Below are 23,632 nucleotides of genomic sequence, written 5' to 3'. Positions count from 1 at the left end.
CATTCAATAAAGTTTTAAAAGAATTTTATTTAGGTTTGCAAATTCTTCAAAAAGTCCAAATACATGATAAAAAAATTACTCGGAGTATTGCTGTTTCTGAGTTTAACTTTCGTTGGAAAGAGCCAATTGGTAGTTGACAATACCCTAACTCCCCAACAATTAGTGAATTCGGTTTTGATGGGCAATGGTGTTAATGCTTTCAATATTACATACAGCGGAGGTACTAATACTATTGGAAGATTTACAGCTACAGGAACCAATTTAGGGATGAGTGCCGGAGTAATTTTAAAAACCGGAGATATTGCAGGTGCAGTTGGTCCAAATGATCAAGGAGGTGAAGGTTCATCGGGTTCCTTGCTAGGAGACCCCGATTTAGATATGCTGACTACCAATGCAACAGATGATGCCACCATCTTAGAATTTGATTTTGTACCAAGTTCGGATTCTGTTTCGTTTCGTTACATTTTTGCTTCTGAAGAATACAATGAATATGTATGTTCCCAATTCAACGATGTATTTGGATTCTTTTTAAGTGGTCCGGGAATTTCAGGTCCATATTCAAACAATGCAATTAATATTGCTCTTATTCCGAATTCGACTATGCCTGTTTCTATTGGTACTGTTAACAATGGCAATATTGGAGCCAATGGAAATGCGGCAACCTGTACTCCCGGCGGAATGGTTAATAGCCAGTATTTTGTAGATAATGATGCCTCCGGTGAGAACTGGATTCAGTTTGATGGCTTTACCGTGGTGTTAGTAGCTTCTGCCAATGTAATTTGCGGTGATACCTTTCACATTAAAATGGCAATAAGCGATGTGGTAGATGCCGGCTTTGATTCTGGTGTATTTTTAGAAGCTGAAAGTTTTAGTTCCCGCGGAGTAAACATTACAACCCAAACCTTATCAGGTGATAGCGTTGTTTCGGAAGGTTGTACAGGTGCAGGATTTATTTTTACCAGAGTTGATACCACCGTTGTTGATACCATTTCTATGGTGATTTCCGGAAACGCCATTGCAGGAATAGATTATGATGCCTTTCCGGATACCATTATTTTCCCTATCGGAGTTGATACTATTATTATTCCAATTAATACCATTCAGGACAATGTTTATGAAGGAACTGATACCTTAATTACAACCGTTTCATTTGTTACTGAGTGCGGAAATACCATCATTCGTCAGGGTATCATCTATATTGTTGATACCATATTAATTACTTCTGCCCCCGATACCTTTATTGTACAATGTAATACAGATAGCTTCTTTGTTACTGTTACACCCCAAAATGGAAATCCACCATTTAGTTATGTGTGGGCAACCGGAGAAACCAATGATACCATTTGGTTACACTCCACCCAAGACACTTTTACAACCGTAACCATTACCGACTTTTGTGGCAATACCTCCGGAATAGATACGGTGTATATTGCTTTCCAACTTCTTCCACCATTGAGTTTGAATCTGCAATCCGGCTTATTAAGTGATACCTTGTATTGCAATACCGATTTTGTTATTCCGGATGCTGGAGCTGCCGGAGGACTAGGACCAATTACCTATCTATGGAACAATGGTGATATTTCCCAATTTCCATTTTACTTTATCGATACCACCCAGTATATTTCGGTCAGCATCCTCGACCAGTGTGGAGTTAGTTTGTCAGATAGTATCTTAATTTCATTTTTAACACCACCTCCACCGGTAATTTCTTTGATCGGTTCCGACACTTCATTGTCTTGCCCTTTCCAAACTCCTTTGCTAATCGGTGCCAATGTAAATTACCCAGGAACTTTTGACTATACCTGGAGTAATGGTTCCCAGGATTTTGTTGTAGATTCCATTGCTTCCATTACTGCCAGTCAACTCGTTTCTGATGAATATTATGTTAGTGTATTTGAATGCAATCGAACCACCAATTCAGATACTATTTCTGTATCCATTACCATTCCCCCACCCCCAATTGTAAGTATTTCGGGTGGGCAAACAGTTAATTGTTCAGGCGATACCCTTCATTTAAATGCGGTTGTTACCAATGGCTCACCTTCCTACAACTACAATTGGGCAGGCACCAATAGCTCTATTCCAGTACCATCCAATGGAAGTTCAGTGATTGCAACCATCTCTACTGCCTCACAGATTGATGTTTTTGTAACAGACCAATGTCATTCAACACCGGTACAAGCCACCACCGTAATCAATATTACGCCCCCTCCTCCAATTGTTATTTCACTTCAAGACACGGCTGTGGTTTGTCCGGGAGATTCTATTCGTTTGGAAGCTCAAATTGTAAGCGGCGTAGGACCATTCACTTACGACTGGCCTATCAATCCTGGTAGCAATGATAGTATTTATTGCCTGGTAGGTGGAATTGATACCACTACCTATATTGTGTTTAAAGCCAAAGGTGCATGCGGAACACAAGCCACAGATAGTTTATTATTAACCGTACCTATTTATCCTGCCATTTCAATAAGTTCAAGCAATGACACTGCTATTTGCACCAATGATACCATTTATTTAACAAGTACTTTTGCGGGTGGAGCAGGCAATTACGTTCCATCCTGGTGGCTTGGCTCAGACTCTATCGTAAGTTCCAATACCTTAAATTACACGAATTCAACTTCTGATACTTTACAATTCATTATGAAGGTGCTTGATGGTTGTGGTAATTCAGCAGAAGATACCATCCAAATTGAGTTCATTCCTTGTGATATTGAAGTTACCAATGTAATGACTCCAAATGGAGACGGAATCAATGACTACCTTATTTTCAATTTCGCCGAATATTTTGAGAACAATAAACTGGTGGTTTATGACCGTTGGGGAATTAAAGTTTTTGAATCGGATAATTATAAAAACGATTGGAATGGTGGTAAACAATTAGAAGGAACGTATTTCTGGGTATTAACTCCTACCACCACACCTCAGGGACCTTTTAAAGGATTTGTATTGTTGTTAAGAGATAAGTAATGTTTGAAAATAGCCTTTCTTTTGCTAAAGAACTTGATTCTACTGACCATTTAAAAACCTATAGAGAAAAGTTTCATATTCCTACTCATCAAGGGAAGGAACTAGTTTATTTGTGCGGAAATTCTTTGGGATTACAACCCAAATCAACCGCTGACTATTTTAAACAAGAATTGGAGGATTGGGCTAAGTGGGGCGTTGAAGGTCATTTTAATGCCAAAAATCCTTGGTTTTCATACCACGATTGGTTTTCGAGTCGATTAGCACAATTAGTAGGAGCGCATGAGAAAGAGGTGGTAGCGATGAATAACCTAACGGTAAATTTACATTTACTATTGGTAAGCTTTTACCGACCCGATGGAAAAAGAAATAAAATAATTTTTGAATCTACAGCTTTTCCGTCAGATCGTTATGCGTTAGAGAGCCAGGTAAAATTCCACGGGTTAAATCCGGAAGAATGTTTAGTTGAATTATATGCCGATGATAATGCTAAAATTTCAACTACATCCATTTTAAACAAAATTAAGGAGGTAGGTGATGAATTAGCTCTTGTTATGCTGGGCGGAGTGAATTATTATTCCGGACAGTTTTTTGAACTCAAGGAAATAACCAAAGCGGCACATGCTGTTGGGGCAATAGCCGGATTTGATTTGGCGCATGCCATGGGAAATGTTCCATTGGAACTTCATGAATGGAATGTTGATTTTGCCTGTTGGTGCAGTTATAAATATCTAAACTCAGGCCCAGGTGGCGTAGCAGGAATTTTTGTTCATGAAAAGTATGGTGATGGAACCGGACTTAACCGATTTCATGGTTGGTGGGGTAACAATGCCGAAACAAGGTTTTTGATGGGAAAAGAGTTTCATCCGGCCGAGGGTGCTGAGGGTTGGCAACTGAGTAATGCTCCCGTATTTAATATGGTAGCACATCGCGCTTCATTGGAACTTTTTCAAGAAGTAGGCATGAAGGCTTTGAGAGAAAAGAGTATTTTATTGACAGGATATTTGGAGTTTTTATTGGTCGAAATTAATCGAGAATTGGGTGAAGAAATCATCGAAATTCTTACCCCCTCCAATCCTAATGAAAGAGGCTGTCAATTATCCATACGAGTAAGAAAAGATGGGAAAAAGCTATTCGAAAAACTGGTTTCGGAAGGCATTATGCCCGATTGGCGCGAACCTGATGTAATCAGACTATCTCCTGTACCTTTGTATAATCGTTTTGAAGATGTTTGGAGAACCGCTTCTGTTATTCGATCTTTTTTCATTAAGTAAGTAGGGGCTTCTGCAAAATTCCGTCTTAACTTATGGACTCTTTTTAATTCTAAGTATGCGGGCCCCCTCCGCCCAACTAGCTTTTTGCAAACCTCAATAGAACTTGCAAGGGCTTCGGGTCACGCTTTCGGCTGTAGTCCAAGCCAACTCCGCTAAACGCTGCGTTGCCTTGGAGCTACTTGCCTCTATCGTTGCCCGAGGCGCCACCTCCAAGTTTTGTTAAAAACCCAACCTGTCATGGTATCTATTCGTCCGGCTGCATGCAGGACATATTCAAACCTTCAATAAACTGCATTTTCTGAATAAAACCAAGGAATCTACTATAGTAAAGGGTCCCTGAATTAGGGCAAAAAAGACTTGACTATTTAAAGAAGTCCGGAAGCAATTACCAATTTAATACTGCTTCCACAGCATAATGGTCACTAAGGTCTTTATTACGACCGTTCCAAAGTTGTCTGAATTTTCGTATAGATTTTTGAAATCTACTATGTTTATGTCCATTGGATTTAAAAAGGATATAATCCAATACTTCTGCTTTTCTATCTTGGCAATCATCAAACATATCGTTGGTCCAAGCACCCCAGGAAGCTCCATCCTCCCATTCTCCGCTGTTTTTTTCCGCATCTTGACTTTCCAGACTGGTAAGCATGGTTCTATATTCTTCGGAAACATTATCCGGTGTATTTAAATCTCCAACAACCAATTGTGGAACACCTTCTTCAAAGTTTGGTTTTAATAAATATTCATTGATTTCATTGTATTGGTCAACACGGTTAATTTTATATTGCTTATTCCTAACTTCCGATTGTAGGTGAGTACCAATTACTTGAAATCGCTTATTATTTTTATTTACCTCTACTAACAAGGCACCCTTTTTACAGAAACAATCGGTTCCGACACATCCTTTGAAAATAATACGTTTTTGCTTTTTAATTTCATGTTTACTTAATATCCAAACTCCGCCATTGGTTTTCAAAAAAGCACCTTTTCCCGGATCTACCTGGTAGGGAAACAGCTCTTTCAAACCTTCCCAGATAATGGCTCTGGCTTTTTTGTCTATTGCTTCCTGAAAAACAATTACATCATAGGTTTTATCTCTCAATTGTTCAACAATTGCTTTTGCTCTTTCCAACTGACCATCCTTGAATAAAAGACGGGGGCGCATAAAAATATTCCAGGTTAAAATTCTTAATTCTTCCGGAGAACCGGGATTTTCATTACCTGATATGGCGGGATTTTGGTAAAGGCCCCAACCAGCGAATAAAATTACTACTATTGCGAGTAATCTTTTTTTCATGGGATTTTTAAATAAAAAGTGTGGAAATCAGTTCAACAAATATAACAGGATTCCATCAAAAAGGTTGTTAAATTAATAAAAATTTTTTGTTAAGCGAAAATTCGCAAAGTCGTAGGAATGAAAATATTAGGAATAATCCCTGCCAGATACGCAAGCACCCGATTTCCGGGCAAACCCTTGATAGAAATTCAAGGAAAAACAATGGTTATGCGGGTTTACGAACAATGCAAAAAATGTAATGATTTAACCGAAGTAATTGTAGCAACGGATGACATTCGAATATTTGACCATGTAAACCAACAAGGTGGATTAGCAATTATGACCGGATTGCACCATGAAAACGGAACATCCAGATGTGCCGAAGTGGTCAATACTTACCGGGGATTTGATGCAGTCATTAATATTCAAGGTGATGAACCTTTTATAAACCCTGCTCAGATCTCCGAATTGGCAAGTCTATTAAAATCAGGTTCCGATATTGCTACTTTGGCTCATGAAATGGAAGAAAATGAGCAAGTCGAAAATCCAAATTATGTAAAAGTAGTAATGGATTTTGCAAGCAATGCCTTGTACTTTTCACGATCTGCAATTCCATTCTCCAGAGATTTACATGAAAAGAATATTGCCTTCTTTAAACATATTGGCATTTATGGCTTTAAACCAGACGTATTGGTTCGACTTCCACATCTCGAAGAAAGTTATTTGGATAAAAAAGAAAATCTGGAACAATTAAGGTGGCTTTACTGGGGTTATAAAATTAAAGTTGGAATTTCGAAATATAGCTCGCCTAGCATTGATACCCCTTCCGACTTGGATAGAATTCTGAAATCTCTTGGATAGTTTACCTTACATCCAAAATCGATTGAATTCAAATCCGGATTGTAACAACTTCAAATACTGAGGTTTGAGAACAATTTCTCATTAAACCCAATTTAATCAATAGTAGGATTTCAAATCCGAACTACTTGATTTAGTTGGGTTTACCCCTCACGAAGCATTTCGGGAAGAAGTTGTTATACCAATGTTATTTGAAAAATAGTCCAAAAACTAGTTTGAAAATTACAGTGGTAAATGCCGATGCAAAAGGTGTTTAGGCAAATTAATGCGAAGCATAATTGGACTATTACAGATTTACTATTGGTATTATCAATTTGGACAAACAAATTGATTTACAAATTCTTAACTCGTTTATGCATTTCGAAGGCGTAATCTAGGTTAAAATACCAATTGAAAATCTGTTATTTTCAAACTAAGTTTATACCATTCCTCAAATAACATTGTTACAAATGAATGGGTAGCACATCGGGCAACGATAGAGGCAAGTAGCCCACAGGACCGCGCGGCGCTAGCCAAGTGGGCCGAGGACTACAGCCGAAAGCGTGACCCGAACGCCATGCAAGCTGCAATGGGTTTAGCAATATAAAAATCAGGCGGAGGGGGCCCGCATAAAGCGTATTAAAGAACCAAATATTCAACTTGGTTGACTTTTCCAGCATCCCTGTTGAGTCTTATACGTTTTCTCCAAAGCCTTTAGATAACATGGACAAGCCAAGAATATTCTGATTTTTTAAGAAAAGTTCTAGCTTTCGCTCCCAAAATTTTGACTTCCTGTTCTTAAACAACTAAAATCCAACTATTTATCTCATAATCTTACTGGAGCAAATTGCAACACGGTTGTTCATCGATTGTTTATAACAATTAACCTTAAATTAACCTTAAATCCTTGTTAATCCTATATTTTTGCATTGTTCAATTTAATTTCAGGTATTTGGGGGTTTCTACATGTTGGAATTGGTATTTGTTGATGGATTTGAGAGTTAGAAAGCTTTCAATACTGTAATTGGATTGAAAAATAAAACAATCCTATGTTCTACCCAAACATTTCAAAAACCATTTGTTGCTTAACACTACTAGTAGGCGCAACAATCAGTAATTCAAACGCTCAAAACCTCCTTGGTTTAGATGGAGGCTTGGAAGGTTCGGCTACAGTGGATAATACCAATGCAAATACTTCTGCAGTGGCCAACACCTGGACGAAGAACAATTCCACAACAACCATTTCTTATGAGACAACTACCGTTAGGAGTGGCAGTAAATCTTTAAAAGTAAATAATAGTTCTACAACCGGTCGAAGAGTTTGGACTCCATTAATTACTTCCAGTATTACTTCCCAACAAGTGACCTTTCAATTTTATAGATTGGTTTCAAACACTACCAATGCCCAGGATGAACAAAGAGGAGTGGGCAATGGTACTTCAGGGACAGAAAATCTATCAGGTTCTTATTCTGTTCCAGCTTCCGCATCAACCTGGGAAAAGGTCACCTATACCAGAACTGCCAATAGTTATACGGTGATAGCCGGTGTTTTCTTAACCAGAAAATTTGGAAGCGGGGGCGATATGTTCTTTGATGATTTTACTATGTACACAGGAGCTGTTGATAATGCTGCACCAAACTCGGCAGGAACAGTTACAGTAGCGCAGAATTCAAGCAATCCTACAACAGCGTTGGATATTTCCTGGACTGCCGCGTCAGGTGGTGTAGACAATGGCGGTTATATGGTTGTGAGATACAGCAGTTCTCCAAATGCAGACAATGACCCCAATACCAATGGAATTTATGCAAGTGGGAATACCTATACCAATGGAACAGGTGGTTTAACAGGAACGGTTGTTTATCTTGGTACCGGTACTTCGTTTACCAATTCCGGCCTTAATCCGGGAACAACCTATTATTACAAGGTGTACACTTATGACAAAGCCTATAATTACGCCACCGAATCTTCAGGAAATGGATCAACTGCGAATGCAACTACGGTAACCATAGCTGACAATGGCACACAAATCGGGTCGGGAAATATCCTTGAAAATTCTACCAACAATGTTTTACTAAAATTTCAATTGAGCATAACAGGTGCAGCAGCCAATTTAACAGGCCTAACCTGCACTACCTCAGGTGGTTATGATGCTGCAGATTTAGTCAACCTTAAAGTTCGGTATTCTACCGATGCCACCTTGGACGGAGGTGATGCAACCCTAAGCACCTTAACAAGTCCCGGAAGTGCGGGCTCCAAAACCTTTCCAAGCTTTTCAAGTCAAAGCATAAGTGGTGGAACCACAGGTTACCTGTTTATCACTGGAGATATTGCATCCGGATCTTCAGGCGGTGGTAATACGATTTCCATAAATGCCATCACCAATTCAAATGTAACTATTGCTTCCGGTTCTGTTACCGGCTCCAGTTCAGCCGGAGGAACTCAAACTATAATAACGCCAACCTTACCTGTTGTAAGCGGTGGATCTCCAACCGGAACTGTAGGAACAGCTTTCAGCTATACTATATCAGCTACGAATAGTCCAACCAGTTATGCAATTGCCAGTGGTAGCTTACCTGCAGGATTAAGTTTAAATACCGGAAGCGGGGTAATTTCAGGAACCCCGACATCAGCCGGATCCTCTTCCGTAACGGTAACAGCAACCAATGGTTCCGGAACCAGCGCTGCGGCAACACTCAACTTTACCATCAACCCCGGAAACCAAACAATAACCGGTTTAAGTTCAACAAGCACACAAACCTATGGGGCAAGTTCTTATTCTTTAACTGCAAGTGCAAGTTCAGGATTGGGAGTAACTTATTCCAGTTCAAATACAGGGGTGGCAACCATATCCGGAAGTACAGTAACCATTGTTGGACCGGGAACCACCACCATTACAGCATCGCAATCTGGAAATTCGGATTGGAATGCTGCAAGCAATCAAACTCAAACCTTAACCGTTAATCCTAAAAACTTAACCATTTCCGGATTAACAGGGTCCAATAAAACATACGACGCAGCGCTAACAGCAAGTGTTTCCGGCTCTCCAAGTCTGGTAGGAATCGTAGGATCCGATGTGGTGAATCTTAGTGGAACTCCCTCCTATTCTTTTGCTACAAAAACAGTTGGAACTTCTAAACCAATAACAGCAACAGGGTTTACCCTTACCGGTGCAGATGCAGGAAAATATACACTTTCCCAACCAAGTGGTTTAACAGGAAATATTACAGTTGCAAGTTTAACACTCACCGGAGCATCTGCCAATTCAAGAGCTTATAATGGATCAACTGCAGCTACTATTACAGGTGGCACATTAGTTGGGGTTATCAGTGGAGACGTGGTTAATGCTTCCGGAGCAGGAACCTTCGCCCAAGCCAATGCAGGAACCGGAATCAGTGTAAGTTATAATACCACCTTAAGTGGTGCCGATGCATCCAATTATTCATTAACAGCGCCGGTAGGATTGTCTGCCGATATTACTAAAGTATCGCTGACCTGCACGGCGGATAACCTTACTAAAAACCAAGGTAGTACAAATCCTACCTTGACAATAACATACAGTGGATTTGTTAATTCAGAAACGGTAGCATCCATTACTGCACCAACTGCTTCTACCACGGCAACCACGAGCTCTGTGGCCGGAAATTATCCTATTACCTTGACAGGAGGTTCAGCAACCAATTACAATTTAACCCTGGTTAATGGTACATTAACGGTTGTACTGGTGCCGGTTACCATTTGGACTAATCCAATTACCGGAACTAATCCGGGACTTTCCAACCCATGGACATCCGGAGATTCTTATGATGCCAATTTAGTAGTTTCAGGAATCGGAAGGAGTGCCGGTATTAATGGCAATAGTGCCAATGACAGGTATAATGCCACCAACTGGAGCACTTCTGGAACTATCGATTTAACCAAATATTTTGAATTTACTTTAACGCCGGTTTCAGGCTATGAAATTGATTTTACAAGCTTTACCTATACTGGTCAGGTTTCATCAGGTTCATCGACAGTTGCCTTGAGATCAAGCCTGGATGGATACTCTTCAAACATTGGTTCCGCTAGTACTACAGGAGCAACTATTTCCCTTTCCGGATCTGCATACCAAAATATTACTTCTGCAATTACTTTCCGCTATTATGCTTATGGATTGGCTGCCACAACAACCACGTTAAGTATTAATGATTTTACATTTACCGGAAATGTATTAGTTTCTAATGCTGCAACAGTTTCTATTGCCAATACAGGCTCCCCTGCCGCAGGAGCAATCTTAAATAACACCACCAATAATGTACTGTTTGGATTTTCCTTAACCCCGTCAGCTGCAGTTACATTTACAGGCGTATCCCTTGCAACCTCCGGTACTGCTACATCAAGCGATATTAGCAACTTTAGATTAGTAAAAGACGCTGACAACAGTGGAACATACAATGGTGGAGATGCCATATTAGGAACAGTGGCAACACTTGCCAATCCAATAAGCTTTACCGGACTTTCAGAAAATATTTCAAGCACTTCGAATTACTTATTAATAGCAGATGTTTCGAATTCAGCTGTCGACAATCGCACCATAGCCATTGCAATTAGCGCTGCAAGCAATGTAACGACCGATGGAATTGAAAGTGGAACAGCTACCGGAAATACTCAAACCATTCAAACACCGGAAATACGAGTGGAAGGAAACTCAACTGAAATCGTTGACGGAGATAATACTCCTTCAACTGCTGATCATACATCCTTTGGCAATGTTACTGTGGGTTCTTCATTAACAAGACAATTTACAATAAAAAATATAGGGCATCAAAATGTTATCTTGTCCGGCAGTCCTCTGGTTTCCATTTCAGGTTCGAGCCAATTTACGGTAAGCCTGCAACCTTCAGCTTCTACCATTAGTGGACCTGCCGGATCCCTCATATTTGAAGTAACCTATAATCCAACAACCCTTAATACCCAAACCGCCACCATTAGTATCTCTAACAACGATGCTAACGAAGGCACTTATGATTTTACCATTAGTGGTACCGGCTCTTATGCCAATAATTCCACTATAGATTTTAACACTGCCTTCACCACTCCTCAAAATATCAATTATTTAAGCTACCAGGAGTCCGACCTAACAACCTCTAGTTTAGATGTAATGCAATTCAGAATTAGAGATGGCGGCGGAGTAGACGATGGAGATGGTCAAGGAACAACCATGGCAAGTGTAACTTTGAATTTAACCCATAGTTCATTTATCAAAAGAATAGCCTTATACAATGGATCAACTGAAATTGCTGAACAAGCTGTTTCAGGTTCAACTGTAACATTTTCCGGCTTATCAGGCAGCACTGTTACATCTCCAAGTTATACAACCAGCCGAATAATTACCGTTAAAGTTAGTTTTAATAACACGGTAACCGATAATGCTCAATTCGGATTTAGTATTACATCTGCAGATGTAACTAGTGCATCCTCCTTCTCTTCCGGATTTACCAATTTTAGCACAGTTTCAAGTGAAACAACAGGAAATCGCAACAGGGTAATTGTAACGGCCACCAAATTGAGTTTCTATCAACAACCGTCCAATGTGTCTATCAATTCGGCTATGACACCAAGTCCATCCGTTGAAGCTGTAGACATTAATGGAAACAGAGACTTAGATTATTCTTCTTCTATCTCGCTGACTTCGACCGGCACAATGACAGGCTCACCACTTTCAGTTAATGCTACATCCGGACTTTCTACATTTTCAGTAACACATACTGCCGCAGGAGGCCCTTTTTATCTTTCTGCAACAAGCGGCTCTTTAACTCCCACAGGAAATAGCAATAGTTTTACAGTAACAACGCTTACCTTTTCCAATGGTGATTATAGAACCAATCCAAGTTTAGGTAGTACCGGCACCATTTATTTTGGTTCTACTACTGCTATTTCAGGAATTAGACCCTGGCAGAAAATGGTTAGTGGTTCATGGCAGGATGTAACGGGGTCCAGTGCTACAGAATCGCCCGAAGCATTAAGTACTAAACCAAATAAAATATACATCTGCAGCGGCTCTTATGTAGATGTTGCCAATGGTGGTACCTATAACAATATCCTAATTGATTTTCCTTCATCATCAGGCATCGTTTTCTCCGGAAACTCAAGCACCGGATTGGTACTTTCTTCAGGTTCTACCCTTGAATTAACCAAAGGTGAAATCTACATGGAAGGAAGATTTGAAATGCTTGGCAGTTCAAACTTAATCATTAGAAATGGTAGCACTATGTATATAACAGGTTACTATTCAACAACCTTTCTTAGAAGTTCCACCTCCACTTTTACAGTAGAAAATGGAGCAACAGTTGAAATTGACAGCTATCTTCCCAACAATTCTACTACCGGAATATGGAATGGATCTGAAGTCTTCGGTGAAAATTCTCAGTTCTATATCACTGATTGGGACAACAGTCAATACTTTTTCTCAGGAACTACTTGCCCGATTTCTACTACCAGTTATAATGGAAACAATGCTTGCTTTGGAAAATTAAAAATTGAATTGGGATCCAGCAGTATTACGGGCAACTGGACAGGTATTTTCCCACCCAATGTTGATGTATTTCTAACACACGGAGAATTAAATCTTATCAACAATTCAAGTTACAATATTACCTTATACAATGGAAATTCAAATACCTTGACTATAGGAGGCGACTTACTTGTAAGTGGAACCGGAAACGTACAAGGTCAAAGCGGCGCCGGGGCATTTATTTGGAATGTTAATGGTAATTTAGTTAAAAACGGGTCCGGAGATTTAAGAGTTCATACCTATGGTTCAAGCAGTGCAGGGAATAGCCTAACACTAACCGTTTTAGGAAATATGACCATAAACTCAGGATTCTTTAACATTCAAAATACTTCCAGCGGAGCTGTAGCTACAACGGTTAATTTAAAAGGAAATTTGTATAAGGCTTCCGGAAGCTATATGGTCAATTCTAATTCTTCAGGATACACCAATACTAGTTTCAACTTCACAGGTACAACTACCCAAACAGTAGACCTTTCAGTTAATGCAACAAACGATATGTTGAGATACCGCTTTTTTGTAAAATCAGGCGCTTATGTTCAAATCATCAATCGCAACTGGCCCTTTGCTGACCAATCTAATTTAACCATAGAAAATGGTGGAATATTGGACTTTAATTATGCATCCGGAACTGCATTAAACCTTGTTGAAACAACTTCTTCTGCTACCACCTCATTCGATGTTCAATCGGGTGGCACCATCAAAATTTCATCGTTAGAAACTACCGGTGCAATACGAAGTGGAACCACCTTATCAGGTAATGTTCAATTGGATTCCAGAACTTATAATGCCGGAGCAATTTACCATTATGTTGGAACTACCAACCAATACACCGGAGATGGATTGCCAACAACCATTACAGGTAAAGTATTGGTGGAACTAACTAGCAATAGTTCAACCTTATCCGTCAATACCTCTTCACGAGTAATTAATACGCCGGGTACATTGGAAATCAAAAAAGGCACCTTGTTAGAAGGTGGTAGTTCATCCTTTTTTGATGGAACCGGAAACTTAACCATGGGAACTTTAAACACCGCCTCCGGTTTGTATCAAATATCATCTGTTAGTGCCAGTACACAATATCCAAGATTAACCGGCACTTATACGCTAACCGGTGGAGTTATTGAATTAAATGGCACAAGTTCCAGTTCTAGCACACTTCAGACTCTCAAAGGAGGAAAAACATATTACAACATTTTGATTTCCGGCACAAGTTCAGGCGGAGGATACAAAACCGTGAGTTCTGCCCTTGTCATAAACAATAACCTGGAAATAAGCGGTAGTACCATTTTTGATATCGGAAACAATGGTGTAACCGGAAATGCCGGTCTGTATATGTCGGGAAGTTCCTTGTTACGAATTGGAAAAGCAAGTTTTACAACCTTACCTGAATTAGCGGGTATTTCTACTCCTTATGTACTTACAAATGGAACAATTGAATATTATGGTACGGTAACCAGCGGGTCAACCCAATTAATTCGAGGCACCTTTAACAATGGCGCAAGTACCGTTAATTATTATAACATTGAAATCAATGCCAATTCCAATGCCGGTGTTCTGCGGCACAATGTAAATGCAGCGGCAAGTTTCCAAATTACAGGTACTCTCAATGTAAATTCACCGGCCATCCTTCAATTGGACGCCACAGATATCGTTTCTGGAACTGGAAACTTTAAAGTTAATGCAGGGGCCACCTTAAAATATGCCCACGTCAATGGTATTAACGCATCCGGAAATTCAGGAAATGTGCAAACTACCACAAGGACTTTTGCAACTGGCAGTAGTTATGGTTTTGTAGGAAGTTCCAACCAAAATGCCGGTACAGGATTACCCGCTCAAATCCTAAACCTTTATGTTGAAAAATCCAGCCCAAGTCTGCAAGTCAGCCTGGATCAATCGGTAACCATCACCGGTGATTTAACTTTTAATACCGGTCAAATTGTTACCACTTCTACCAAATTGATCAATATTGATGATAATGCAACAGCTACCTTAACTGCCTTTCCTGATGAAAGCTTTATAAATGGTCCATGCAGAAAAACCGGTAACGATGCTTTTGTTTTCCCGGTTGGTAAAGGTTCAATTTGCAGAACGATTGAAATATCAGCTCCTACCCAAACAACCGATGTATTTACAGCCGAATACTTCCCAACCAATCCGGCACTCTCCTACCCTATCAATTACAGCGACCCTGCCTATTCATTAAGCCCTATGATTTATCTTAGCGACAATGAGTTTTGGGACTTAGCCAGAACAACAGGTTCCTCATCGGTATATGTTACTTTAAATTGGAAAAACTACAGCAGCGGATTTGTTTCTAATCTTTCCACCTTAAAAGTAGCTCATTACAACGGCTCCTATTGGGAAAACCTTGGAAATGGAAACACCTCCGGTACAACCCAAACAGGAACCATCCGTACCTATACCACGGTTTCAAATTTTAGCCCATTCGCATTAGGCAGCGAAGGCGAAGCTAATCCTCTTCCAATTGAATTACTTTCCTTTTCTGCTAAAGCTTTAAATAACCTGGTTCAACTGGATTGGATTACAGCCAGTGAAATTAACAATGACTATTTTACAATTGAAAAAACGATGGATGGTAATTCATACGAAGAAGTAGGTATTGTAAAAGGATCTGTCTATTCAAATTCCAATAAATCCTATCAACTTTTAGATAAAAATCCATATGCCGGAACTTCCTATTATCGATTAAAGCAAACGGATTTAGACGGCAGCTTTACATACAGCCACCTGGCACCTGTATACTTCCAAGCCGAATCAAAACCTATTTTGGTAACTAATACAGGAAATAAAGCTGAACTTGGAATATTTAATTTACCGGAAGGTAAAAACACAATCAAACTAATGGATCTAACCGGAAGAATAATCGTAGAATATTTCATTACTTCTGATGGAAGCCCGTTCCAAACATTTCAATTTAATCAATGTTCATCAGGAATTTATTTAATTGAAATAAGCAATACTGGTAAATCTCAAAATTTCAAAATCACTTTGTAATTAAGAGTTATACTAAATTTAATAAGCCCGGTTGGTAACTGAAATGATTTAGTTCCAACCGGGCTTAATTATTTTTAGGAAAAACCGAAAAGGTCAGGAAAACGAAAAATTTATGGCCTTACTCTCCAATTCGTAGCTAAGGAAAATTCTGTTTTATAGTGGCAGACAACAATAAGTATTCCTAAACAATAAAACAGAACAGAAAAGTTAAAAAAAAAGCCCCCCAAATTGGGAGGCTAAAAAAAAAATACCTAATTAGTTTTTGCGAAATTTACCTTCGTCGCTAACTGTAAGTTTCCAACGACCACGTTTACGACGTGCAGCCAACACCCTACGTCCATTGGCAGATGACATACGTTTACGAAATCCGTGTTTATTTGTTCTCTTACGATTGGAAGGATTATAAGTTGGTTGCATGACTTGAAATTATTTTCTCTAAACGGGCTGCAAAAATAGAACTTTTTTTAATACTTATGACAAACATTAAAAAAAAAGAAAAAAAAGAAAGGCGACCTTTGGTCGCCTCCCTTGAAAAAGATTTAAAAATTAGGCTTTTTGAATCTTTTCCTTATGCTTTTTAATTTGATTGCGCAATGCTTCTACAGCTACATCAGTAGCCTCTTCAAAGGTTTTACACTGTCTTTTTGCAAACATTTCCTGTCCCGGAACATTCAAACGTATCTCTGCAATTTTATTATCATTGGTTGAACTTTTATCAAGTCGCAAATAAACTTCGCTGCCTAATATTTCGGTATAATAATGACCTAACTTACCTACTCGATCCTGCACAAAATCAATTAATTTGTGATCAGCATCAAAATGAATGGATTGAATTTTAACGTTCATCGTTTTATCCTCCTGAAAGTTTAATAATTAATAAAGGTTTGATTTATTCTTTTGCCCTAGGATGGGCTGATTTATAACTGTTTTTTAATTTCTCAATCGTATTATGTGTGTAAACCTGTGTAGCTGCCAAACTTGTATGACCTAATAACTCCTTCACTGCATTAATATCGGCTCCTTGATTCAATAAATGAGTAGCGAAGGTATGCCTTAACGTATGTGGTGACACCTTTGAATTGGTAGTTACAAGTCGAAGGTAGAACTTTACCTTATCATAAACAAATTTTTCAGAAACTTTAAACCCCTTATCATCCACGATCCAATACTCAGGCTCGGTGCCACTAAACTTATTTCGTGTTTTTTCAAGGTACTTCCTCATCATTGCAATCGTATTATTTGAAACTGGAATTATTCGTTCTTTGTTTCGCTTACCCAAAACTTTTAATTCACCCTTTTGGAAATCAATCCTATTTATTTCCAATCCTATCAATTCCGATCTACGCATTCCTGTTTGGTAGAGCATGTCTAAAATCATTTTATCTCGTTCTCCCTCCCATCCATCCGGAAATCGAATTCCATGAAACAATTGTTCAACAGAAGTCTCACTTACAAATTCAGGTAATTTTTTGTCCGTCTTCAAACTCCTAAAACCTTTACAAGGATTCGCCCTCAAAATCCCAATCTTTTGAAAATAAGCAAAAAAGGTCCTCAACGAACTTACCTTTCTATTCACACTTCTTGCATCTAAACCATCATCCATTAACGAAAGCGCCCAATCTCGAATATCGTCTAACTCAATTCGACCAATCCCTTCAGCTTCCGGATTATTCAAATAGGTAAAAAATTGCTCTATATCATTTAAATAGGCTATCATAGTATGGGCCGAATATCGCTTTTCCGATTCCCCATACATTTTAAATTGCCGAATTGCATCCATCTATTCCGGCCTTACTTCTCCACTACAAACTTTCTTTCAACTCCAATAATTTTCGCCTGGCTTCGGTCAAAAACGCAATAGCCTCTGGTACTGATGAAGAAAGCACTTCCTTATCCGCAACCAGCTCCTCCGCCAAATTCTCCTTGGTCCTCAATTGCTTTTTGGCTCCTGCTAATTTAAACCCCTTATCCTTTACTAATTTGTGTATTTCCTTCAGCTTCTCAATCTCCTTTTTGGTAAACAACCGATCACCTTTCTTATTCTTGGTAGGTGTGATTCCAGGAAATTGCTTTTCCCAAAAACGAATTAAGGATGGATTAACCTTTAACATTTCGGCTACTTCTCCAATACCAAAATAAACCTTCTCTAATTCTTTTTCTTTAACAGGCATAACAAATAATTGCGATAAAAATACAAGGTTTTATTTAAACCTATACACGAGTTGATAATTATTAACTTTTTGACTTTAAGCTTTTAAGCACAATTCTCTTCTAATGTCTTCCAAACCTTTTCGTTTGGAACTGCCGCCTCTATCTGAATACTTTCCTGCTTAATTGGATGAACAAACGTTAATGCCCGGGCATGTAAATGTATAGAACCATCCGGATTAGACCTTGCAAAACCATATTTTAAATCTCCTTTAATTGTACATCCCATACTTGCTAACTGCACTCTAATTTGATGATGCCTTCCTGTTTGTGGTTTTACCTCCAGTAGATAATAGTTGTCTGATTTCGAAAGCAATCGGTAATTCAATTCACATCGTAAACTCCCTTTCTTTTCTGTTACAGAAGCATAGGATTTGTTCTGCTTTTCATTCTTCATTAAATAATGAACCAGTGTACCTGATTCTTTCTCCGGTTTGTTTTTTACTACCGCCCAATACGTTTTTTCTGTTTCACGCATCTTAAACAGTTCATTCATTCGACTCAAGGCCTTAGATGTTTTCGCAAAAACTACCACCCCACTTACCGGCCTGTCTAACCGATGCACCACGCCCACAAAAACATTTCCCGGCTTCTGATCCCTCACTTTAATAAATTCCTTCACCAATTCCGACAAAGGTGTATCGCCTGTTTTATCACCCTGAACAATCTGCCCGGGTAATTTATTCAATACAATGAGGTGATTATCCTCGTATAAAACTTGCTCAGCCAAATTCATTTCTTAACCCATTTTTGCAAGCTCTGCCTCTAGTAATGCAGCAACCTGAACAACCCCCTTCTTCAGATCATTTACCATTCCGGGCAATTTTTCTAAGTCCTTACCTTCCCCGGCCGAGTATTCAATCTCCTTGGCCAACTCTTGCATCGTTTTAGCTCCCATGTAATTCAATTGGGGCTTTAAACTATGTGCAGCCGTTCTCAATCCGGACCAATCCTGGGCCGCTAATTTGTCCTCAATGGCTTGCAATGCCGACGGATATGATTTTAGGAACATGCCAATGTACTTCGACATTTTTGCTTTATCGCCTCCCGAAAATTGTTGAAGAAAACTTAAATCTATCATGGTTCTTTTTTCTATCACAAATCAATGGAATATTTTGATTCTTCGCCAATTTAACTAAATATTTTAATCCCAACTAACAGAACTACCTTCCCTGCATTATTTTTGCCGCCCAATTTACATCTAAACCTTTGAGCGCCATTTCTCCTATTATCAAATTGAAAGACTATTTGGTTTTCACCAAAATGAGACTGGCTTCCTTAGTGGTTTTCTCAGCAGCAATTTGCTATGGTATAGCCTCCCCTGAAATCGATTGGATTTCTATGGGAAAATTAATCCTAGGTGGTTTCTTGGTTACAGGAGCTAGCAATGGATTCAACCAAATTATCGAAAAAGACCTCGATAAACTCATGGCCCGAACCCAGGAAAGACCAATGCCTCAAGGTCGTATGCAAGAGCCCGAAGCCATTGCACTTTCCTCTATTCTCGGACTTTCCGGAGTTGCCATTTTATACACTTTAAATCCGCTTAGCGCAGCACTTGGCCTAGTAGCCATGGTGCTTTATTCCGTTGTTTATACTCCTCTTAAAAGAGAAACACCTTTTGCAGTTTTCGTAGGCGCCATTCCGGGCAGTATCCCGCCCATGCTTGGCTATATCGCTTATTCAGGTGAAATGAGTATTCAGGCAGCCATCCTGTTTGGCATTCAGTTTATGTGGCAATTCCCCCACTTTTGGGCCATTGCCTGGAGGTTAGACGAAGATTACAAAAAAGCCGGATTTAAATTGCTCCCCTCCCCCAACGGAAAAGATGTTACTTCTGCTTTTCAAACCTTAATTTACACCATCGGACTGGTTCCCATCTCTTTGTTGCCCGTAGTTTTTAAAATGAGCGGATTATTCTCCGGGGTCATCATTTTATCCGCAGGCTTAGTTTTCGTATATCAGGCCTATAAACTTTTTAAATCCCAAAGTGATGAGGATGCAAAACGCCTCATGTTTGGGTCTTTCTTCTATTTGCCCATCGTACAACTGGCAATTTTACTCGATAAATTATAAAAAATACCATCATTCCTGGTTTTTGTCCTATTCCCCCCTTTTGTTTACCCGCTACCTTTGTCCCATAAAATTTTAAAATACATTTATGAAAATCTTCAACATTTCCCTGGCCTTGGTTGCCCTCTTCGCTTTTAAAGCTGCTGATGTAAAAAATTACGTTTTTGATCCCAATTCAAGTACCATCCATTGGGCTGCCAAAAAAGTTACCGGTGCGCATGATGGAACAGTTAAACTTAAAAGCGGTGAACTTACCCTCGAAGGCGATAACTTAAAAGCGGCTTCTTTTGTAGTGGATATGACTTCCATCGCTGTTGATGACCTAAAAGATGCAGGTTACAATGCTAAATTGGTTGGACACTTGAAAAGTGAAGATTTTTTCTCCACCGAAAAACATGCCGAAGCTAGCTTTAAACTAAAAAAAGCTACCCCTTCCAAAAATGCTTCCAATGCAGGTAAAAGCTACACCGTTACAGGCGATTTAACCATTAAAGGCATCACAAAAGAAATTACCTTCGATGCTACCATCGTTAAATCCGGAAATATGGCTTCAGCTATTGCTACTGTGAAAGTTAACCGCGTTAATTACGATATTAAATACGGTTCAAAATCCATTTTTAGTGATATCGGCGACAAAGCTATCGACGATGAATTTACCTTGGAAATTAAACTTTCCGGAAAAGCTAAATAATCAGTTTTTCTATCATCTTAAAGCCGTTAGCCTAGTGTTAGCGGCTTTTTTTTATTTTCTTAGCTATCCATTTCCCAATTTTCTTCTAACAAGTGGATGAATAGCTTTTCTCTTGGTTTTCCTTGGCGGGCCCCCTTCCGCCAACTAAATTTTCTGCAATTTCAATGGGCAATCACTGGGCGTTCGGGTCACGCTATCGGCTGTAGTCCTCGTCCACCTAGGCTATCGCCGTAGGTGTACTGTGGGCTACTTGCCTCTATCGTTGCCCGGAGGGTCCATGCAAGCCCAATCTTTCGTTTTTCAATCATCCTAATACTTCCTTTTTCTTTCAATTCCCAAAGGCAAACTTTCTGAACAACTTTAAAATTATTGCCTGTAAATTCCCTGTGAATGAAAATCCTTTCCAATGTATCTTTGGCAACCATTTTTCAAACCATGACCATTCAAAAATCATTACTTCCCCTTTCCATTGCATCAACCGCAATCCTCCTTTTTGCTTGTGGAGGTAACAACAAAGGCAATTCAAATTCTGATTCCAATAGCCAAACCCAACACGTTACTGAAGGCACAAAATACATCCAAAACCCGGACGCAACAAGCTTCTTACCTGATTGGAAAAAGGAAAATACAGTGGTTGTTCACTTTATCGGCGAACCTGACGATATGCATCCTACCAACGGAACCTCCGAAACCAGAACCTTCGTAAACCATTACACCCAATGCTATGTAATGGATACCGACCCAAAGGAATTGGATGTTAGACCGGGAATTGTAAAATCTGAACCTATTATTTCCGAATATGGATTAAAATATACCTACGAATTAATGGATGAACCAACTTGGGACGATGGCAGCCAACTTACCGTTGAAGACATCATTTTCACCTTCAAAGCCAATAAATGTCCGCTTGTAAACAACCCACATGCAAAACCTTATTTGGATCCTTTGCAAGACATCGTTATTGACCCAAGTAACCCTAGAAAATTCACCTTGGTGATGAAGAAAAAATACATTCAAAACATCATCTTCCTAACCGATTACGGAATTCTTCAACGTAAATTCTATGACCCGTCTAATATCCTCGCAGCTTACACCTTCGCCCAATTCGACGATCCAAAAGCCAATTTCAATAAAGATAATAAACTGAATACTTGGGCCAGTAATTTCAATAACCCAAAATACAGCCGTGATATCAATTATTTTTCCGGTTTAGGAGCTTACAAATGGTCCGAATGGAAACCTCAACAAAGCATGACCTTGGTAAGAAAAGAAAACCACTGGACCCGCAAACTAAAAAACCCGAACGACTACGAAACTGCCTATCCTGAAAAGATAATCTTTAAAATCAACACCGATGCCAACAGCCAAATGCTGGAGTTCAAAACCCAAGCTATGGATGTTGGTACCTATTTGGCAACTCCAACCCTGATTAACCTGCAAAAAGATCCTAAGTTTAATGCCAATTACCATTCTAAATTTACCGATACCTACAACTATTCTTATGTTGCCATGAATACCAGACCGGACGGGGTAAAACATAAAAAACTGTTTACCGATAAAACCGTTCGCAGAGCCATGGCTATGTTAACTCCTGTTGATGATATCAATACGGTTATCAATATGGGAAAAAACACCCGTATCGCAGGTCCGGTTTCTCCTTTGAAAGAAGAATATAACAAGGATTTAAAATTGATTCCTTTTGATATTGAAGGAGCTAAAAAACTACTCGATCAAGCCGGTTGGAAAGACAGTGATGGTGACAATATCAGGGATAAAGTTATTGACGGTGAAAAAGTAAAATTTGAATTTGATTTGGCCTTTCTTACAACCCAAGTGCAATGGAAAGATATTGCCAGCATGATTTCTGAGGCTATGTACAAAGCCGGAATCAAAGCCAATTTAAAACCTAATGATTTTGCCGTTCATTACGACAATGCCAAAAATCACAACTATGATATGATGTTGGCCGCTTGGGGTGGATCCTCCGTTCCGGAAGATTTTGAACAAATTTGGAGCACCAAGTCCTGGACTACCAAAGGAAGCAATTATCCTGGTTTTGGAAACGCGGAAAGCGATGCCTTAATTGATGAAATTAAATACACCTTAGACAATACCAAACGCACAGAGTTGGTGAAAAAACTTCAATCCATGATTTATGAGGAACAACCTTACATCTTCCTGTATTCTCAAACTCGACGCAACGTTATTCACAAACGGTTTGGAAATGCGATTATGACCTTCGAAAGACCCGGTGTTATTCTGAACAACCTTCGATTGCTCAATAGCGCTTCTGCCCAATAACAACAGTATTACAGGTTAAACCATAAATAAGAAACAGATACCAAACAAAGAGTATGCGATTTTACTAATCAAGTATTAAACTTTCTTACTTGGGTTTAGCTAGAATAAAAGCCAGCTTAAAAAATAGAATTGGTTTTGGAATTCTTCTAACCAAAATGGATTAAACCGGTATTATTTCAAAAACGGATCAACCACCAAAAAAGCCATTCAAACTGAGTGGCTTTTTTGGTATATAGCCTTTCCCTTTTTATTATACATGGATTGGCAATTGCCATCGAATAATTTCAGTATTGTTTGGGTTTGCACCTCGGGCAACGATAGAGGCAAGTAACCCACAGGCCCACGCGGCGCTAGCCAAGTGGGACGAGGATTACAGCCGATAGCGTGACCCGAACGCCTTGCATAAAAGCTGAAATCAATGAATGATTTTGGTAGGCGG

Annotated in this window: 14 protein-coding genes; 7 read left to right on the top strand and 7 right to left on the bottom strand. The window is 39.3% G+C overall.

Going from position 1 to position 23,632, the window contains the following annotated elements:
* Window positions 1-63 precede the first annotated feature (63 nt).
* On the top strand, window positions 64-2,970 hold the full coding sequence (locus tag K1X82_06220; protein ID MBX7181689.1) for a choice-of-anchor L domain-containing protein: 2,907 nt from the start codon (window positions 64-66) through the stop codon (window positions 2,968-2,970).
* The gene (kynU, locus tag K1X82_06215) at window positions 2,970-4,241 is read left to right on the top strand and encodes a kynureninase (protein MBX7181688.1); all 1,272 of its coding nucleotides are present in this window, start codon (window positions 2,970-2,972) and stop codon (window positions 4,239-4,241) included. Before K1X82_06220 ends, kynU begins: the two co-directional genes overlap by 1 nt.
* A 385-nt stretch (window positions 4,242-4,626) precedes the next feature.
* Here kynU and K1X82_06210 read toward each other — a convergent pair whose 3' ends face one another.
* A complete protein-coding gene (locus tag K1X82_06210) occupies window positions 4,627-5,538 on the bottom strand; it encodes a sphingomyelin phosphodiesterase (GenBank protein ID MBX7181687.1) in 912 nt (303 codons plus the stop codon).
* Between the two features lie 117 nt (window positions 5,539-5,655).
* On the opposite strand from K1X82_06210, the gene kdsB reads away from it, so the two are divergent.
* Window positions 5,656-6,378 carry a 3-deoxy-manno-octulosonate cytidylyltransferase gene (gene kdsB, locus K1X82_06205; GenBank protein ID MBX7181686.1) on the top strand — a complete coding sequence of 241 codons (723 nt, stop codon included), beginning with the start codon at window positions 5,656-5,658 and terminating at the stop codon, window positions 6,376-6,378.
* Window positions 6,379-7,403: 1,025 nt separating this feature from the next.
* A complete protein-coding gene (locus tag K1X82_06200; GenBank protein ID MBX7181685.1) occupies window positions 7,404-15,920 on the top strand; it encodes a choice-of-anchor D domain-containing protein in 8,517 nt (2,838 codons plus the stop codon).
* A 255-nt stretch (window positions 15,921-16,175) separates the two neighbouring features.
* On the opposite strand, the gene rpmH is transcribed toward K1X82_06200, so the two are convergent.
* The 6 genes from rpmH to K1X82_06170 all read right to left on the bottom strand — a co-directional run bounded on the left by rpmH (window position 16,176) and on the right by K1X82_06170 (window position 19,209).
* On the bottom strand, window positions 16,176-16,337 hold the full coding sequence (rpmH, locus tag K1X82_06195) for a 50S ribosomal protein L34 (protein ID MBX7181684.1): 162 nt from the start codon (window positions 16,335-16,337) through the stop codon (window positions 16,176-16,178).
* 129 nt (window positions 16,338-16,466) lie between these two features.
* Window positions 16,467-16,766, bottom strand: a complete 300-nt coding sequence (raiA, locus tag K1X82_06190) for a ribosome-associated translation inhibitor RaiA (protein MBX7181683.1) — start codon at window positions 16,764-16,766, stop codon at window positions 16,467-16,469.
* Window positions 16,767-16,809: 43 nt separating this feature from the next.
* Window positions 16,810-17,676, bottom strand: coding sequence for a tyrosine-type recombinase/integrase (locus K1X82_06185; GenBank protein MBX7181682.1), 867 nt, complete (start codon window positions 17,674-17,676; stop codon window positions 16,810-16,812).
* A 46-nt stretch (window positions 17,677-17,722) separates the two neighbouring features.
* Entirely contained in the window at window positions 17,723-18,091 is a 369-nt protein-coding gene (locus tag K1X82_06180; GenBank protein ID MBX7181681.1) for a MerR family transcriptional regulator, read from the bottom strand.
* 83 nt (window positions 18,092-18,174) lie between these two features.
* On the bottom strand, window positions 18,175-18,864 hold the full coding sequence (locus K1X82_06175) for an RNA pseudouridine synthase (GenBank protein ID MBX7181680.1): 690 nt from the start codon (window positions 18,862-18,864) through the stop codon (window positions 18,175-18,177).
* 3 nt (window positions 18,865-18,867) lie between these two features.
* A complete protein-coding gene (locus K1X82_06170; GenBank protein MBX7181679.1) occupies window positions 18,868-19,209 on the bottom strand; it encodes an Hpt domain-containing protein in 342 nt (113 codons plus the stop codon).
* Window positions 19,210-19,391: 182 nt separating this feature from the next.
* Here K1X82_06170 and cyoE point away from each other — a divergent pair, with 182 nt between their 5' ends.
* The 3 genes from cyoE (at window position 19,392) to K1X82_06155 (ending at window position 23,193) form a co-directional block, all read left to right on the top strand.
* Entirely contained in the window at window positions 19,392-20,204 is an 813-nt protein-coding gene (cyoE, locus tag K1X82_06165; GenBank protein ID MBX7181678.1) for a heme o synthase, read from the top strand.
* Between the two features lie 85 nt (window positions 20,205-20,289).
* On the top strand, window positions 20,290-20,892 hold the full coding sequence (locus K1X82_06160; protein MBX7181677.1) for a YceI family protein: 603 nt from the start codon (window positions 20,290-20,292) through the stop codon (window positions 20,890-20,892).
* A 390-nt stretch (window positions 20,893-21,282) separates the two neighbouring features.
* On the top strand, window positions 21,283-23,193 hold the full coding sequence (locus tag K1X82_06155) for a hypothetical protein (protein ID MBX7181676.1): 1,911 nt from the start codon (window positions 21,283-21,285) through the stop codon (window positions 23,191-23,193).
* The last annotated feature ends 439 nt before the right edge of the window (window positions 23,194-23,632 follow it).

Source organism: Bacteroidia bacterium (genome assembly GCA_019695265.1).
GTDB lineage: Bacteria > Bacteroidota > Bacteroidia > JAIBAJ01 > JAIBAJ01 > JAIBAJ01.
This window is presented reverse-complemented; position numbering and strand designations above follow the sequence as displayed.